Below are 15,889 nucleotides of genomic sequence, written 5' to 3' on the forward strand. Positions count from 1 at the left end.
CGGGATCCGCACCCCGCCGCGCCGCGCACGACCCGGCGGACTCCACCCCCCGAAGGACCGCCTCATGACCGTCGCGCCACCGCCAGGAACCCCCGCGCCCGTCGCCGCGCCCCGCCGCGCCCGCGCCGCCGTCCGGCCCCATCCGGTGTGGGAACTGCTGTTCATCGCCGCGCTGTACTCGGTGTACCGGATCGGGCGGGTGCTCGCGTCCGGGCACGTCGGCGAGGCGATGCGCAACGCCCACCGTGTGTGGGACCTGGAGCGGACGGTGCATCTCCCGGGCGAGGAGCGCGTCCAGGCGCTGTTCCTGCACAGCGAGTCGGTCATCCGCGTCGTGAACTGCTACTACGCCTACGTCCACTTCCCGGCGATCGTGGTGTTCATGCTCTGGATGTACCTGCGGCGGCCCGCGTACTACCGGTGGGTGCGCTGGGTGCTCATCGGGCTGACGGGGCTGGCGCTCGTCCTGCACCTCAGCATGCCGCTCGCCCCGCCCCGGATGCTCGGGATCGAGGGCCTGATCGACACGGGCCAGCGGTTCGGGCCGGCGGTGTACGGGGCGCCGCAGGCCCACAGCATCGCCAACCAGTACGCCGCGATGCCGTCCCTGCACATCGGCTGGGCCATCGTCATCGCGATGGGCCTCATCGTGTCGGCCCGCACCCGGTGGCGCTGGCTGTGGGTCCTGCACCCGGTCGCGACCGTCCTCGTCGTCGTCGGCACCGCCAACCACTACTGGATGGACGGAATCGTCGTCTCGGCGCTGCTCGCCATCGTCCTGGTCGCGCTGCGGCCGTCCTTCCGCCGCGCGAGGGAGGCGGACGCGCCCGCCATCGGCGAGTATGGGTAGTACCACCCGAAGGTAAGGACGGTCTCATGAGCGACATGCCCCGCCGTGCGGTCACCCGGACCGCCAAGCTCGCCACGCTGCCGCTCGGGTTCGCCGGGCGGACCGCCGTCGGGCTCGGCAAGCGGACGGTGGGCCGTCCCGCCGAGGCCGTCGCCGCCGAGATGCAGCGCCGCACCGCCGAGCAGCTGTTCACCGTGCTCGGGGAGCTGAAGGGCGGGGCGATGAAGGTCGGCCAGCTCCTGTCGATCTTCGAGGCGGGGCTGCCGGAGGAGGTCGCCGAGCCGTTCCGGGCGAGCCTCACCAAGCTCCAGGAGGCCGCGCCGCCGCTGCCCGCCGAGACCACCCACCGCGTCCTCGCCGAAGGGCTGGGCCCGGGCTGGCGCAACCTGTTCGAACGGTTCGACGACCGTCCGGCCGCCGCCGCGTCGATCGGGCAGGTCCACCGCGCCGTCTGGCACGACGGCCGCGAGGTCGCCGTCAAGGTGCAGTACCCCGGCGCCGACGAGGCGCTGATGAACGACTTCAAGCAGCTCGCCCGGCTCAGCCGGTTCGCCGCGCCGCTGTTCCCCGGCGTCGAGATGAAACCGGTCATCGCCGACCTGCGGCGGCGGCTGGAGAAGGAACTCGACTACGTGGACGAGGCGCGCGCCCAGAAGGCGTTCCACGCCGCGTACGCGGGGGACCCGGACGTCCTCGTGCCCGCCGTCGTCGCCCAGTCCGGGAACGTCCTCGTCACCGAGTGGATCGAGGGCACGCCGCTCGCCCGGGTGATCGCCGACGGGACGCCGGCCGAGCGCGACCGCGCCGGGCTGCTGCTGTTCCGCTTCCTGCTCTCGGGTCCCGTGCGCTGCGAGCGCATCCACATCGACCCGCATCCGGGCAACTTCCGGCTCATGCCCGACGGGCGGCTCGGCGTCCTGGACTTCGGCGGCGCCGCCCGCGTCCCGGCCCGCCTCCAGCGGTCGATCGGGCGGCTGCTGCGCATCGGGACGCTCGGCGACCCCGAGGCCATGGCGGACGCGCTGCGCGCCGAAGGGTTCCTGGACGCCGCGGCCGACGTGGACGCCGGACGCGTCGCCGAACTCGTCGCCCCGCACGTCGAGCCGTTCACGACCGACACGTTCCGCTACACCCGCGCCTGGATGCGGGCGCAGACCGCGCGGGGCCTCGGCATGGCCGGGGACCTGCGGCCCGGCGGGCTCGCGCGGCACCTGCGGCTGCCGCCGGAGTACCTGGCGGTGAGCCGCGCCCTCGCCGCGTGCGGCGGCGTGCTGTGCCAGCTGGAGGCCGAGGGCGCGTTCCGGGCCGAGGCGCTGCGCTGGCTGCCCGGGTTCGCCGACGACGCGGCCGACGGGGCCGCCGAGCCGGACGCGGCCGGGGCCTGACCGCCCCGCCCGCCCGGCCGCGCGGTCAGCCGAGGGCGCGGGCCTCGTCCTCCTCGACCTCCCGGTTCCACTCGCGCTTGGACGACTGCCAGCCGTCCTCGTCCCGGCCGAGCCGCCAGTAGCCCGAGATCGACAGCCGGTCCAGCGGGATGCCGCGCTCGACGCGCAGGTACCGCCGCAGGTCCCGGACGAACCCGGCCTCGCCGTGGACGAACGCGTGGACCGTCCCGGCCGGGAACTCCAGCGCCCGCACGGCCGCCACCAGGGCCTCGCCCACCGGCCGTCCGGCGCGCTCCAGCCAGGTCAGCTCGGCGCCGCCGGGGACCTTGAGGTCCTGCCGCTCCGCCGCGTCCGCCACCTCGACGAACGCCCGGACGGGCACGCCGTCGCCGATCCGCTCCAGCGCCGCCGCGATGGCGGGCAGCGCGCTCTCGTCGCCCGCGAGCAGGTGCCAGTCCGCGCCCGGGTCGGGGGCGTAGGCGCCGCCGGGGCCGAGGAACGCGATCTCGTCGCCGGGCCGCGCCGCCGCGGCCCACGGCCCGGCCAGGCCGGTGTCGCCGTGGTACACGAAGTCGAGGGTCAGCTCGCCCGCGTCGCGGTCGTAGGACCGGACGGTGTACGTCCGCGTCACGGGCCACTGGTCGCGCGGGTACTCCGCGCGCACGGCGGCCATGTCGAAGGGCTCGGGGTACCGCACGCCCGGCCGGGGGAACAGGAGCTTGACGTAGTGGTCGGTGAACTCGCCCGCGCCGAAGTCCGCGAGCCCGGGGCCGCCGAGGACGACCCGGATCATGTGGGGGGTGAGCCGCCGCGTCCGCAGCACCGTGCCGGTGCTCACGGACGGGCCTTTGCGCTCCGTCGCCATGGGTCCTCCGATGCAGAGATGTTTGTTAGGCAAGCCTAACTTGTCTGTCGGGGTGAGGTGGGGCGACCGCCCGGATCGTCCGCCGCCGGGGTAGGTTCTCCCGGAACCCGCCGCCGGGAAGGAGCCCGCCCCCCTCATGGCCGACTTCGTGGGAGCGCTCGACCAGGGCACGACGAGCACCCGATTCATGATCTTCGACCGGAACGGCGCGGAGGTCGCCCGCCACCAGCTCGAACACGAGCAGATCCTGCCCCGCGACGGCCGGGTCGAACACGATCCCGCCGAGATCCGCGACCGCGCCGGCGACGTCGTCGCGGGGGCGCTGGACCGCGCGGGCCTCACCGCCGCCGACCTGGACGCGGTCGGCATCGCCAACCAGCGCGAGACCACGATCGTCTGGGACCGCCGCACCGGACGGCCCTTCGGCAACGCGATCGTCTGGCAGGACACCCGCACCCGCCGCATCGTGTCCGCGCTGGAGCGCGACGGGCGCGGCGACGTCGTCCGGCGGCGCGCCGGGCTCCCGCCCGCGACGTACTTCGCCGCCGGAAAGCTCCAGTGGATCCTGGAGAACGCCGACGGCGCCCGCGCCGCCGCCGAGCGCGGCGACGCGCTGTTCGGGACGGTCGACTCCTGGCTGCTGTGGAACCTCACCGGCGGCCCGGACGGCGGCGTCCACGTCACCGACGCCACCAACGCCAGCCGCACCATGCTGATGGACCTGGAGACGCTCGACTGGGACGACGAGCTGCTGTCCTTCTTCGGCGTGCCCCGCGCGATGCTGCCGGAGATCCGCCCGTCCTCGTCCGCCGAGCCCTACGGCACGACCCGGCCGGACGGCCCGTTCGGCGGGGAGGTGCCGCTCACCGCCGCGCTCGGCGACCAGCAGGCCGCGATGGTCGGCCAGGTCTGCTTCGCGCCCGGCGAGGCCAAGAACACCTACGGCACCGGCAACTTCCTGCTGCTGAACACCGGCACCGAGCCCGTCCGGTCCGAGGCGGGGATGGTCACGACCGTCTGCTACCGGTTCGGCGACGAGCCCCCGGTGTACGCGCTGGAGGGGTCCATCGCCGTCACCGGCTCGGCCGTGCAGTGGCTGCGCGACCAGCTCGGCGTCATCGACGGCGCGGCGCAGAGCGAGGCGCTGGCCGCGACCGTCCCCGACAGCGGCGGCGTCTACTTCGTCCCCGCGTTCTCCGGGCTGTTCGCGCCGTACTGGCGGAGCGACGCGCGGGGCGCGATCGTCGGGCTGTCGCGGTTCCACACGTCCGCGCACCTGGCCCGCGCGACGCTGGAGGCGATCTGCTACCAGTCCCGCGACGTCGTGGAGGCGATGCGCGCGGACGCGGGCGTGGCGCTGGACGTCCTCAAGGTCGACGGCGGCGTCACCGCCAACGCGCTGTGCATGCAGACGCAGGCCGACGTGCTCGGCGTCCCGGTCTCGCGGCCGGTCGTCGCCGAGACCACCGCGCTCGGCGCCGCCTATGCCGCCGGGCTCGCGACCGGGTTCTGGCGCGGCACCGACGAGCTGCGCCGCAACTGGGCCGAGGACCGGCGCTGGGAGCCGTCCTGGGACGAGGACCGCCGCGCGCGGGGCTACGCGGGCTGGCGCAAGGCGGTCGAACGCACGCTGAACTGGGTCGAGGACGACTGATCGGGCGCCTGACAGCGGAGGAAACACCGGGTCTCCGAACGAGTTGCCAGGAACCGCTTGTACTACGCGTGAGTACATGATGACCTTCCGTGAGCGCCGGGCCGCGTGGCCCGGACGGACTGGATCGGAGGGTCGACATGAGGCGAGTGACGGCGGCGGCCGTGGCGGTCGCGGTGTCCGCGGCGGGGCTGGCCGCGGTGACGCCGCGGGCGGACGCGGCGCAGGCGCCCAGGATCACGCGGTTCCTCGGCGAACGGCGGCTGCCGCACCTGACGAAGTTCCGGAACACGACGGTCGGGGGATTCTCCGGCGTCGACCGCGACCCGCGCACCGGCACCTGGTACCTGATCTCCGACGACCGGTGGCGCTACGAGCCCGCGCGGTTCTACACCGCGACGTTCCCCATCGACCGGCGGACGGGCCGGCTCGGCGCGGTCACGCTGACCGGCGTCCACACGCTCGCCAAGCCCGAGGGCGGCCCCTACCCGGGGTTCGGCAAGCCGCGCTCGGTGGACCCCGAGTCGATCCGGTTCGACCCGGTGACGCGGCGGCTGGTGTGGGGCAACGAGGGCGACCGCCCGGACGCGACGCACGACGTCCCGCTCGCGCCCGCGTCCGTGCAGTTCGCGGACGTCAGGGGCCGCTACGCCGGGGCGCTGACCCTGCCCGCGAACGCGCGGCTCACGGCGGCCGAGCAGGGGCCGCGCCGCAACGCCGGGTTCGAGGGCGTGGCCGTCACAAAGCACGCGATCAGCGCGATGCTGGAAGGCCCCCGCTACGAGGACGGCGCGCCGCCGTCGCCCGAGCACGGCGCGTCCGCCCGGCTCACCGTCTGGGACCGGTCCGGCCGCGTCCGCGCGCAGTACGCCTACCCGATCGACCGGCTGCCCGCCCGTCCCGTCCCGGCGGACGGCCAGAGCGACAGCGGCGTCTCGGAGATCCTGCCGATCGACGGGCACCGCTATCTGGCGCTGGAGCGGTCCTGGATCGAGGGCGTCGGCTACCGGACGAAGCTCTACGCGTTCGACGTGCGCGGCGCGTCCAACGTCCTCGCGCGGACCTCGCTGCGCGACCGCGCGCCCTACCGGCCGGTGAGCAAGCGCCTCGTCGCGGACCTGACGAACGTCAGCAAGCCCGCGCAGAACCTGGAGTCGCTGGCGTGGGGGCCGCGGCTGGCGACCGGCGAGTGCACGCTGATCGCCGGAAGCGACGACAACTTCGACAAGGGCGAGGTGACCCAGTTCCTCGGGTTCGCGCTGCGCGGAGCCTGCCCCGCTTGACCTGGAGAGCGCTCCAGGTGATCGACTGGCCCCCATGAAGTACACACGACTGGGACGCACGGGGCTGAAGGTCAGCCGGCTCGTGCTCGGCACCATGAACTTCGGCCCCGTGACCCACGAGGCGGACAGCCACAAGATCATGGACGCGGCGCTCGACGCGGGCGTGAACTTCTTCGACACCGCGAACGTGTACGGCTGGGGCGAGAACAAGGGCCGCACCGAGGAGATCATCGGGACCTGGTTCGCGCAGGGCGGCGGACGCCGCGACAAGACCGTCCTCGCGACCAAGGTCTACGGCGACATGGGCGACGAGAAGTCGCCGTGGCCCAACGAGGGACGGCTGTCGGCGCTGCACATCCGCCGGGCCGCCGAGGCGTCGCTGAAGCGGCTCGGCACCGACCGCATCGACGTGTACCAGTTCCACCACATCGACCGCACGACGCCGTGGGACGAGATCTGGCAGGCGATCGACGTCCTCGTCCAGCAGGGCAAGGTGCTGTACGCCGGATCGTCCAACTTCCCCGGCTGGGGCATCGCGCGCGCCAACGAGACCGCCGCGCGGCGCGGGTCGCTCGGCCTGGTCAGCGAGCAGTGCCTCTACAACCTGGCCGAGCGGCGCGCGGAGATGGAGGTGATCCCGGCGGCGCGGGAGTACGGGCTCGGCGTCATCCCGTGGTCGCCGCTGCACGGCGGCGTCCTCGGCGGCGTGCTGCGCAAGCGGGCCGAGGGCGCGGCGGGGCGGTCGGCGTCCGGACGGGCCGTGGACGCCCTGGACGACCCGGCGACCCTCGACCGCGTCGAGCGGTACGAGGCGCTGTGCGCCGACCACGGGCACGACCCCGGCGAGGTCGGGCTGGCGTGGCTGCTGTCGCGTCCCGGCGTGACCGGGCCGATCGTCGGGCCGCGCACGATCGGGCAGTTCGAGTCGGGCGTGCGCGCGGTCGACCTGGAGCTGTCCCCGGAGTTCCTCGCCGCGCTGGACGAGATCTTCCCCGGCCCCGGCCCCGCGCCGGAGGCGTTCGCCTGGTGATCCCGGCCGGGCGGGACGGCCGTGGAATGCGGTCCCGCCCGCGCCGGTTGAATTCCGTGAGCGCTCACCGACGCGCGCACCGACGAGAGGAGGCCGTGATGGCCACCGTGGAGCTGACCCGGGACACCTTCGACGCGACCCTGGACGACGGCATGGTCCTCGTCGACTTCTGGGCGTCCTGGTGCGGCCCGTGCCGGGCGTTCGCGCCGGTGTACGACCGCGTCTCCGACAAGCACCCGGACGTGACGTTCGCCAAGGTCGACACCGAGGCCGAGCCGGAGCTGTCCGCCGCGTTCGAGATCACCTCGATCCCGACGCTGCTGATCGTCCGCGACAAGGTCGTCCTGTACGCCGAGCCGGGCGCGCTGCCCGAGCAGGCCCTCGAAGACCTCATCGAGCAGGCCAAGGCCCTCGACATGGACGAGGTCCGCCAGAAGATCGCCGAGCAGGGCTGACCGGCGGCGGGGGCTCTGCCGATCCGGTCAGCCGATCCAGACGGTCTTGGCGTTGCAGAACGCGTGGATCCCCGGATCGGACAGCTCCCGCCCGTACCCGGACCGCTTCACGCCGCCGAACGGCAGCTCGGGGTAGGACGTCGTCATCCCGTTGACGAACACCTGGCCCGCCTCCAGCTCCCGGGCGAACCGGTCGCGTTCGGCGGCGTCCTCGGTCCACACGTTCGAGCCGAGGCCGAAGCCGGTGGCGTTGGCGAGGTCGATGGCGGCGCCCGCGTCCGCGACGCGGAACAGCGACGCGACGGGCGCGAACACCTCTTCGTGGAACATGCGCATGTCCGGCGTGACGTCCGCGACGACGGTCGGCGGGTAGTACCAGCCGGGTCCGTCCGGGCGCTCCCCGCCGCACAGGACGGTCGCGCCCTGCTCCACGGCGTCGGCGACCAGGGCCTCCACGCCCGCGCGGGCCTTCTCGTCCACCAGCGGCCCGACGTCGGTCTCCGGGTCGCGCGGGTCGCCGACGCGCCGCGCCGACATCTCCGCGACGAACGCCTCCTGGAACTCGTCCGCGACCTCCTCGGCGACGATGAACCGCTTCGCCGAGATGCAGCTCTGCCCGTTGTTGAGGCAGCGGGACACGGCGGCGACCCCGGCCGCGCGCTCGACGTCCGCCGACGGCATGACGATGAACGGGTCGCTGCCGCCGAGTTCCAGCACGGTCGGCTTGACCTCGTCGGCGGCGGCGCTCGCGACGGCCCGGCCCGCGCGCTCGCTGCCGGTCAGCGTCGCGGCGCGCACGCGCGGGTCGCGGACGATCCGGTCCACGGCCGACGACTCCACCAGCAGCGTCTGGAACACGCCCTCGGGGAACCCGGCGCCGAGGAACAGCTCCTCCAGCAACAGCGCCGTCTGCGGCACGTTCGACGCGTGCTTGAGCAGCCCGACGTTGCCCGCCATCAGTGACGGCGCCGCGAACCGGATCACCTGCCACAGCGGGAAGTTCCACGGCATGACGGCCAGCACGGGCCCGAGCGGTTCGTACCGGACGAACGCGCGCCGCGCCCCCACGGCGGGCGCGTCGGCCTCCCGGTCGGCGAGGAAGCCCTCGGCGTGGGCGGCGTAGTAGCGCAGCGCCGCCGCGCACTTGTGCGCCTCGGCGCGGGCGGACGTGAGCGTCTTGCCCATCTCCGTCGTCATGATCGCGGCGATGTGCTCGGCCCGCGCGTCCAGCAGCTCGGCGGCGGCGTTCATCCAGCGCTCCCGGTCGGCGAACGACGTCCGCCGGTAGGTGCGGAACGCGGTCGCGGCGCGGTCCAGCGTCCGGTCGATCTCCTGCTCCGACATCGGGTCGAAGGTCTTCTCCACGTGCCCGGTGGCCGGGTCGGCGGTGGCGATGGCCATGATCGCTTCCCCCCTGTCCGTTGGGTCGACGGGGAGGCCCTGCCCGGGGCGGGCTAGGAGAAACCCGGCGCGCCGACCAGGCAGACGGGCGTCGGGACGGCCGCCGCCGTGCCCTTGGGGACCGGGACGCCGTCCGCGCCGAGCCGGAACGTCGTCACCCCGCCGCCGCGCTCGTTGGCGACGTGGACCCACGGGTCGTCGACGTGGAGGTGGCGGGGCCAGGAACCGCCCGTCGGCACGTCCGCCACGGGCGCGAGGACGGCGCCGCCGTCGGCGACGCGGTGCGCGGTGAGGACGTCCGGGCCGCGCGTGGTCGTGTAGGCGAACGTCCCGTCGGCGCCGAGCGCGAGGCCCGCGCCGAGCGCGCCGGTCCCCGGGTCGGCGGCGGTGGCGGGCGACTCGGCCGTCACCGCGAGGTCGGCGTAGGACGCGCGGGGCGTCAGCACCAGCAGCCGGGGCTCCAGCTCGCAGATCACGTAGACGTACCCGGCCGGGTGGACGGCCAGCTGGCGCGGCCCGTACCCGGCGGGCACCCGCGCCTCGCCCACCGGCAGCAGCCGGCCGCCGTCGGCGCGGAACGCCCGCAGCACGTCGGCGCCGAGGTCGGTCGCGAGGACGGTCCCGTCCGGCGCGACCGCGACGGCGTGCGGGTGCGCGCCGTCCTGCCGCTCGGTCTTCGGCCCCGACCCCGAGCAGACGGCGACGTCCGGCTCCCCGGCGAACGTGCCGTCCGGGGCGAGGGGGATCGCGGCGACGGCCCCGCCGCCGTAGCAGGCGGCGAGCAGCGTGCGCCCGTCCGGCGCGACGGCGAGATGGCACGGCTCGGCGGGCAGCTCGCGGGTGCCCGCCAGCAGCAGCCCGTCGGTCTCCTCGACGTAGACCGACACCGCGCCCGGATCGTTCTCGCCGACCGCGTACAGCACCGTGTGGCGCGGATGGACCGCAAGCCACGACGGGTTCTCCGCGCCCGCGACCAGCACGGGGTCCTCCAGCGCGCCGTCGCCCCGGCGGCGCAGCAGGTAGACGCCGTCCCCGTCGCCCCGGTCCCCGGTGTAGCAGCCCGCCCACAGCCATTCGGCGTCCATGCGTTCCCCCTCGCCCCTACGGTCCCCGGCCGCGCCGCACGGAAACCCCGCCGCGCGGGCCGCGAATATGATCACCTGGGGGAGGGCAGGACCCGTGGTCCCGTCCGGTACGGCGAGAGAAGAGGGGACGATGCCTGACATCACCGGGGCTGACATCACCGGCTCGGCGGAATGGTCCGCCCTGGCCGCGCACCACGACGAGATCGCCGGAACGAGCCTGCGGGAGCTGTTCGCCGCCGATCCGGGCCGGGCCGAGGCCATGACGATCACCGCGGGCGACCTCGCGCTCGACCTCTCCAAGCACCGCGCCACCGCCGAGACGCTGCGGCTGCTGACCCTGCTGGCCGACCGCGCCGGGCTGCGCGACCGCATCGAGGCGATGTTCACCGGCGCGCACGTCAACGTCAGCGAGGACCGCGCCGTCCTGCACACCGCGCTGCGGCTCCCGCCCGGGTCGGCGCTGACGGTGGACGGCCAGGACGTGGCGGGCGACGTCCACGCCGTCCTGGACCGGATGGCCGCGTTCAGCGACCGCGTCCGGTCGGGGGAGTGGCGCGGCCACACCGGCGAGACGATCACGACGGTCGTCAACATCGGCATCGGCGGCTCCGACCTCGGCCCCGCGATGGCCTACGAGGCGCTGCGCGACTACGCCGACCTGCCCGGACGGCCCGGCGAGCGGATCGCGGCGCGGTTCGTCTCCAACGTGGACCCGGCCGACATCACGGGCGTCCTCGCCGAGGCCGACCCGGCGCGGACGCTGTTCGTCGTCAGCTCCAAGACGTTCGGGACGCTGGAGACCCTCACCAACGCCCGCGTCGCCCGCGACTGGCTCGTCGGTCGGCTCGGCGACGAGAAGGCCGTCGCGCGCCACTTCGTCGCGGTGTCCACCAACGCCGACCGCGTCGCCGAGTTCGGCATCGACACCGGCAACATGTTCGGGTTCTGGGACTGGGTCGGCGGACGCTACTCCTTCGACGGCGCCATCGGCCTCTCCCTGATGATCGCGATCGGCGGCGAACGGTTCCGCGAGATGCTCGCCGGGTTCCACGCCATCGACCGGCATTTCCGGTCCGCCCCGTTCGAGGTCAACGCGCCCGTCCTGCTCGGCCTGCTCGGCGTCTGGTACAACGACTTCTTCGGCGCCGAGACCCGCGCCGTCCTGCCCTACAGCCAGCGGCTCGCGCGGTTCCCCGCCTATCTCCAGCAGCTGACGATGGAGTCCAACGGCAAGTCCGTCCGCGCGGACGGCACGCCCGTCACGGCGGCCACCGGCGAGATCTTCTGGGGCGAGCCCGGCACCAACGGCCAGCACGCCTTCTACCAGCTCCTGCACCAGGGGACCCGGCTCGTCCCGGCCGACTTCATCGGGTTCGCCGAGCCGTTCGAGGACGCGGCGGCCGGCGGCCCCGGGATGCACGACCTGCTCACCGCGAACCTGCTCGCGCAGACGTCCGCGCTGGCGTTCGGGAAGACCGCCGCCGAGATCGCCGCCGAGGGGACGCCCGCCGCGATCGTCCCGCACAAGGTCATGCCGGGGAACCGGCCGTCCACCACGATCCTCGCGCCGAAGCTGACGCCCGCGACCCTCGGGCAGCTCGTCGCGCTGTACGAGCACGTCGTGTTCGTGGAGGGCGTGATCTGGGGGATCGACTCCTTCGACCAGTGGGGCGTCGAACTCGGCAAGGTCATGGCGAACGACCTCGTGCCCGCGCTGACGTCCGAGGCGCCTCCGGCGGACCTGCCCGACCCGTCCACGGCCGCGCTCGTGCGCCGTTACCGGGCTCTGCGGGGACGCGCCGTCTGACACGCGGGAACGCGCGTACCGGGCCGGCGGCGCGGGCCGGCCCGGCGGCGGTGGTCAGCCGTGCGCGGCGGCCGTGCCCTGCGTCGTCCAGCCCTGCGTGCGCAGCAGTTCGCCGAACTCTGCAAAGGAGATGAATCCGTCACGGTCGAAGTCGGCCAGCTCGAACCGGTGCTGCACCTGGGCCTTGTTCCAGGACAGTCCCAGCAGGTCCAGGACCAGGGAGAACTCCATCAGATCGAGCTTTTCGTCACCGCCGAGGTCCGCGCGCGAGAACACGGCGAGAAGGTCGTCCTCGGTCGGCTTGGTGGTCATATCGCTCCTTGGCGTGGGTCCGAATGTGCCCCGCATCATGTCATGACGATCGGGAACTCATGAAGCGAAACGCCGAACTCGCCGCGCCGGTTCCCGATGCGCCCATTCCGGCCGGTGAGAATTGCGTGACGCGTACGAAACCGGAGCGGGTCGCGGAGATAAAGCCCCAATTCCGCCGCCGTTAATCGGGCGCGGAACCCGTCCGGTACTCCTGCGGGCTGACGCCGTGCGCGCGTTTGAACGCGGTGCTGAGCGCGAACGGCGTCCCGTAGCCCACACGCCGCGCCACCGCCTCCAGCGTCGCGTCGCTCTCGCGCAGCAGGTCCGCCGCCTGCGCGAGCCGCAGCCCCGTCAGGTACGCCATCGGCGGCTCGCCGACGAGCCCGGCGAACCGGCGGGCGAACGCGGCGCGCGACGCCCCGGCCCGCGCCGCCAGCTCCGCGACCGTCCAGAGCCGGGACGGGTCGGCGTGCAGCAGCCGCAGCGCCGGGCCGACCACCGGGTCCCCGTGCGCCCGGTACCAGCCGGGCGGCGCGGCGCCGGGCCGCGCGAACCAGGCGCGCAGCACCGCGATGAGGACGACGTCCAGCAGCCGGTCGAGGACGACGTCCTGGCCCGGCTCGTCCCGGCGGATCTCGGCGTCCAGCAGCGCGGCGAGCGGCGCCGCCGCCGCGCCCCCGGCGTCGGCGGGCAGGACGAGCAGCGGGGGCAGCGCCGCGAGCAGCCGCCCGGTGACCGCGCCGCGCAGCCCGTAGGTGCCGATGAGCAGGACGGTCGAGCCGTCCGGGTCGTTGCCCCACGCGCGGAACCCGAACGTCATCCGCTCGGTGAGCGGCTCCCCGTCCGGCGTCGCGCAGCGCTGCCCCGGATGGACGACCGCCTGGACGGGCGTCGCCGGGTCGCCGCCGACGGTGTAGGGGTCGGGGCCGCGCGCGATCGCGACGTCGCCGGGCCGCAGCCGCAGCGGCGCGCCGTCCGCGCCGGTCAGCCACGCCTCGCCGCGCGTCAACGCCATCAGCGTGAGCGGCGCGCGGTCGCGGATCAGCACCGACCACGGCGGCGTGAACGTCGCCCGCAGCAGGAACGCGCCCCGGGCGCGCGGGCCGTCGAGGAGGTCGGCGAGCGCGTCGGTGCCCAGTTCCTCAACGGTGCCCGGGTCCACGGTGCCCGGCTTGTCCACGGTGCCCGTCGCGTCCATGGACGTCACGGTAGCCGTGGACGCTCGCGTATGCCCACGCGCGTCCCGGCGATGGGACTTTCCGCGTCCGGGCGGTGGACTGGAGGAACACGGCGGGCGTCCCGGCCCGTCCGACGTTCCGGCCCGACGGCCGGGGGAGGGGGACCGCCATGCGCACGGCACTCGCCGCGCTCCCCGGCGCCCTGGCGCTGCTCATGTCCGCCGCGATGGCGGGGACGTTCTTCGGCTTCTCCGTCGGCGTCATGCCCGGCCTGAACGCGTCCCCGGGCGCGGCGGCGATCACGGCGATGCAGGGGATCAACCAGCGCATCCAGAACCCGCTGTTCCTCGCCGCGTTCATGCTGGCGCCGGTCGCCGCCGCGGCGGCGGGCGCCGTCCTGTGGTCGATGGACCGGAAGACGGCCGCGCTGCTGTTCTTCGCGTCGGCGGTCGTCTACGTGCTCGGGGTCTTCGTCCCGACGGTCGCCGTCAACGTGCCGATGAACGACGCGCTGGCCCGGCTGCACGCCCCGGTCGCCGACGCCGCCCGCGAATGGGACCGCTACTCCGGCCGCTGGACGGCCTGGAACCACGTCCGCGCCCTGCTCGGCGGCGCGGCGACCGCGCTGGCCGCCGCCGCGTTCTGGGCCTGGAACCGCTGACCGGGCACCGGGGGCCGGACACGCCGGCCCCCGGCCCGGCTACGCCTCGGCGACGGGCAGGTGCAGCCGCCCGCCCGCCGACCGGAACTCGGCCGCCTTCTCCTTCATCCCCTCGGCGAGCGCCGCCTCGGGGTCGAGCCCGCGCTCGTCGGCGAACCGCCGCACGTCCCGGGTGATCTTCATGGAGCAGAAGTGCGGCCCGCACATCGAGCAGAAGTGCGCGGACTTCGCCGCCGGGGCGGGCAGCGTCGCGTCGTGGAAGGCCCGCGCGGTGTCGGGGTCCAGCGACAGGTCGAACTGGTCCTCCCAGCGGAAGTCGAACCGCGCCCGCGACAGCGCGTCGTCCCACGCCTGCGCGCCCGGATGGCCCTTGGCGACGTCGGCGGCGTGCGCGGCGATCTTGTAGGCGATCACGCCCGCCTTGACGTCGTCGCGGTCGGGCAGCCCGAGGTGCTCCTTCGGCGTGACGTAGCAGAGCATCGCGGTGCCGTACCAGCCGATCATCGCGGCGCCGATCGCCGAGGTGATGTGGTCGTAGCCCGGCGCGATGTCGGTGGTCAGCGGGCCGAGCGTGTAGAACGGCGCGTCCGCGCACCACTCCCGCTGCAGGTCGACGTTCTCCTTGATCTTGTTCATCGGGACGTGCCCCGGGCCCTCGTTCATCACCTGCGTGTCGTACTCGGCCGCGATCGCCGTCAGCTCGCCCTGCGTCCGCAGCTCGGCGAACTGCGCCTCGTCGTTGGCGTCGGCGATCGACCCCGGGCGCAGCCCGTCCCCGAGCGACCACGTGACGTCGTACGCCGCGAAGATCTCGCACAGCTCGCGGAAGTGCGTGTAGAGGAAGTTCTCCTCGTGGTGCGCCAGGCACCACGCCGCCATGATCGACCCGCCGCGCGAGACGATCCCGGTCGTCCGGCGCGCCGTCAGCGGGACGTGCGCGAGCAGCACCGCCGCGTGGACCGTCATGTAGTCCACGCCCTGCTCGGCCTGCTCGACGACCGTGTCCCGGAACAGCTCCCAGGTCAGCGCCGCAGGGTCGCCGCCCGCCTTCTCCAGCGCCTGGTACAGCGGGACGGTCCCGATCGGGACGGGCGAGTTGCGCAGGATCCACTCCCGCGTCGTGTGGATGTCCTTCCCGGTGGACAGGTCCATGACGGTGTCGGCGCCCCACCGCGTCGCCCACGTCATCTTGGCGACCTCGTCCTCGACCGACGACGCCACCGCCGACGTCCCGATGTTGGCGTTCACCTTCACCAGGAAGTTCCGGCCGATGATCATCGGCTCGATCTCCGGATGGTTGACGTTGGCGGGCAGCACCGCGCGCCCGGCGGCCAGTTCCGCCCGGACGAACTCCGGCTCGACGCCCTCGCGCAGCGCGACGTACTCCATCTCCGGCGTCACGATCCCGCGCCGGGCGTACGCGCGCTGCGTGACCGCCCCGCCCGCCGCCCGGCGCGGACGCCGCGCGGGGAACGACGTCGTTTCCGCGCCGCGTCCGGGACGGCGCCCGTCGTCCTCCGGCCGGACGGTCCGGCCCGGGTACTCCTCGGTGTCCCCGCGCTCCTCGATCCACGCCGCCCGCAGCGGCGGGAGCCCCCGCCGCGGATCCGCCTCGAACGACGGATCGGTGTACGGCCCGGACGTGTCGTACAGCACCACCGCGCCGCCGTCGCTCAACGGCACCTCCCGCATCGGCACCCGCAGGTCCGGGCGGGACCCCTGCAGATACGTCTTGCGGGCGGGCTGCTTGGTGGACGTGTTTGACTGGTTGTCGTTCGTCACGACCCGATCTCTCCCTACGCCGGCATTACCCGGTCAGGTTCGAGCGGTCAGCGGCCGTCTCAGCCGCTATCTCAGCCCGGTTCGCCGGGCCCCCGCGATCTGTCGCCCACGACCGTAACCGCGCCGCCCCCGGTTGCCGCAACC

The 15,889-nt window shown here is 74.1% G+C and carries 14 protein-coding genes and 1 riboswitch; of the genes, 8 read left to right on the plus strand and 6 right to left on the minus strand.

Going from position 1 to position 15,889, the window contains the following annotated elements; genetic code table 11:
• Positions 1-64 precede the first annotated feature (64 nt).
• Together GQ466_RS24175 and GQ466_RS24180 are read left to right on the plus strand one after the other, a co-directional pair.
• Complete coding sequence (locus tag GQ466_RS24175; protein WP_161105322.1) at positions 65-850, plus strand: phosphatase PAP2 family protein; 786 nt, start codon at positions 65-67, stop codon at positions 848-850.
• 26 nt (positions 851-876) lie between these two features.
• Positions 877-2,235: an ABC1 kinase family protein gene (locus GQ466_RS24180; RefSeq protein ID WP_237418322.1), complete on the plus strand. Its 1,359-nt coding sequence runs from the start codon at positions 877-879 to the stop codon at positions 2,233-2,235.
• A gap of 25 nt (positions 2,236-2,260) precedes the next feature.
• Here the strand turns inward: GQ466_RS24180 and GQ466_RS24185 are convergent, their stop codons facing one another.
• Complete coding sequence (locus GQ466_RS24185) at positions 2,261-3,100, minus strand: siderophore-interacting protein (protein WP_161105323.1); 840 nt, start codon at positions 3,098-3,100, stop codon at positions 2,261-2,263.
• 136 nt (positions 3,101-3,236) lie between these two features.
• Between GQ466_RS24185 and glpK the strand changes: the two genes are divergently transcribed.
• From glpK to trxA, 4 genes are all read left to right on the plus strand, one after another.
• The gene (glpK, locus tag GQ466_RS24190) at positions 3,237-4,754 is read left to right on the plus strand and encodes a glycerol kinase GlpK (RefSeq protein WP_161105324.1); all 1,518 of its coding nucleotides are present in this window, start codon (positions 3,237-3,239) and stop codon (positions 4,752-4,754) included.
• A 137-nt stretch (positions 4,755-4,891) separates the two neighbouring features.
• Positions 4,892-6,034 (plus strand): esterase-like activity of phytase family protein, encoded by a 1,143-nt coding sequence (locus GQ466_RS24195; RefSeq protein ID WP_161105325.1) that lies wholly within the window; start codon positions 4,892-4,894, stop codon positions 6,032-6,034.
• 34 nt (positions 6,035-6,068) lie between these two features.
• Positions 6,069-7,064 (plus strand): aldo/keto reductase, encoded by a 996-nt coding sequence (locus tag GQ466_RS24200; RefSeq protein ID WP_161105326.1) that lies wholly within the window; start codon positions 6,069-6,071, stop codon positions 7,062-7,064.
• Between the two features lie 98 nt (positions 7,065-7,162).
• Positions 7,163-7,519 carry a thioredoxin gene (gene trxA / locus GQ466_RS24205; RefSeq protein WP_161105327.1) on the plus strand — a complete coding sequence of 119 codons (357 nt, stop codon included), beginning with the start codon at positions 7,163-7,165 and terminating at the stop codon, positions 7,517-7,519.
• 27 nt (positions 7,520-7,546) lie between these two features.
• On the opposite strand, the gene GQ466_RS24210 is transcribed toward trxA, so the two are convergent.
• Together GQ466_RS24210 and GQ466_RS24215 are read right to left on the minus strand one after the other, a co-directional pair.
• Positions 7,547-8,920, minus strand: coding sequence for an NADP-dependent succinic semialdehyde dehydrogenase (locus GQ466_RS24210; RefSeq protein ID WP_161105328.1), 1,374 nt, complete (start codon positions 8,918-8,920; stop codon positions 7,547-7,549).
• A 53-nt stretch (positions 8,921-8,973) separates the two neighbouring features.
• A complete protein-coding gene (locus tag GQ466_RS24215; RefSeq protein WP_161105329.1) occupies positions 8,974-10,005 on the minus strand; it encodes a lactonase family protein in 1,032 nt (343 codons plus the stop codon).
• Between the two features lie 130 nt (positions 10,006-10,135).
• Between GQ466_RS24215 and pgi the strand changes: the two genes are divergently transcribed.
• On the plus strand, positions 10,136-11,812 hold the full coding sequence (gene pgi, locus GQ466_RS24220; RefSeq protein WP_161105330.1) for a glucose-6-phosphate isomerase: 1,677 nt from the start codon (positions 10,136-10,138) through the stop codon (positions 11,810-11,812).
• A gap of 54 nt (positions 11,813-11,866) precedes the next feature.
• Here the strand turns inward: pgi and GQ466_RS24225 are convergent, their stop codons facing one another.
• Entirely contained in the window at positions 11,867-12,124 is a 258-nt protein-coding gene (locus GQ466_RS24225) for an EF-hand domain-containing protein (RefSeq protein WP_161105331.1), read from the minus strand.
• Between the two features lie 181 nt (positions 12,125-12,305).
• Positions 12,306-13,322, minus strand: coding sequence for an AraC family transcriptional regulator (locus GQ466_RS24230; RefSeq protein WP_161105332.1), 1,017 nt, complete (start codon positions 13,320-13,322; stop codon positions 12,306-12,308).
• 149 nt (positions 13,323-13,471) lie between these two features.
• On the opposite strand from GQ466_RS24230, the gene GQ466_RS24235 reads away from it, so the two are divergent.
• Positions 13,472-13,963 (plus strand): anthrone oxygenase family protein, encoded by a 492-nt coding sequence (locus GQ466_RS24235; protein WP_161105333.1) that lies wholly within the window; start codon positions 13,472-13,474, stop codon positions 13,961-13,963.
• A gap of 39 nt (positions 13,964-14,002) precedes the next feature.
• On the opposite strand, the gene thiC is transcribed toward GQ466_RS24235, so the two are convergent.
• A complete protein-coding gene (gene thiC / locus GQ466_RS24240) occupies positions 14,003-15,745 on the minus strand; it encodes a phosphomethylpyrimidine synthase ThiC (RefSeq protein ID WP_161105334.1) in 1,743 nt (580 codons plus the stop codon).
• Positions 15,738-15,851: riboswitch (TPP riboswitch) on the minus strand. It overlaps the preceding gene by 8 nt.
• Positions 15,852-15,889: the final 38 nt, after the last annotated feature.

The sequence above is a fragment of the Actinomadura rayongensis genome, assembly GCF_009831215.1.
Lineage (GTDB): Bacteria > Actinomycetota > Actinomycetes > Streptosporangiales > Streptosporangiaceae > Spirillospora > Spirillospora rayongensis.

Coding starts and splice junctions, on each gene's coding strand:
- GQ466_RS24175 (WP_161105322.1), top strand. CDS start 65: ATGACCGTCGCGCCACCGCCAGGAACCCCCGCGCCCGTCGCCGCGCCC.
- GQ466_RS24180 (WP_237418322.1), top strand. CDS start 877: ATGAGCGACATGCCCCGCCGTGCGGTCACCCGGACCGCCAAGCTCGCC.
- GQ466_RS24185 (WP_161105323.1), bottom strand. CDS start 3,100: ATGGCGACGGAGCGCAAAGGCCCGTCCGTGAGCACCGGCACGGTGCTG.
- glpK (WP_161105324.1), top strand. CDS start 3,237: ATGGCCGACTTCGTGGGAGCGCTCGACCAGGGCACGACGAGCACCCGA.
- GQ466_RS24195 (WP_161105325.1), top strand. CDS start 4,892: ATGAGGCGAGTGACGGCGGCGGCCGTGGCGGTCGCGGTGTCCGCGGCG.
- GQ466_RS24200 (WP_161105326.1), top strand. CDS start 6,069: ATGAAGTACACACGACTGGGACGCACGGGGCTGAAGGTCAGCCGGCTC.
- trxA (WP_161105327.1), top strand. CDS start 7,163: ATGGCCACCGTGGAGCTGACCCGGGACACCTTCGACGCGACCCTGGAC.
- GQ466_RS24210 (WP_161105328.1), bottom strand. CDS start 8,920: ATGGCCATCGCCACCGCCGACCCGGCCACCGGGCACGTGGAGAAGACC.
- GQ466_RS24215 (WP_161105329.1), bottom strand. CDS start 10,005: ATGGACGCCGAATGGCTGTGGGCGGGCTGCTACACCGGGGACCGGGGC.
- pgi (WP_161105330.1), top strand. CDS start 10,136: ATGCCTGACATCACCGGGGCTGACATCACCGGCTCGGCGGAATGGTCC.
- GQ466_RS24225 (WP_161105331.1), bottom strand. CDS start 12,124: ATGACCACCAAGCCGACCGAGGACGACCTTCTCGCCGTGTTCTCGCGC.
- GQ466_RS24230 (WP_161105332.1), bottom strand. CDS start 13,322: ATGGACGCGACGGGCACCGTGGACAAGCCGGGCACCGTGGACCCGGGC.
- GQ466_RS24235 (WP_161105333.1), top strand. CDS start 13,472: ATGCGCACGGCACTCGCCGCGCTCCCCGGCGCCCTGGCGCTGCTCATG.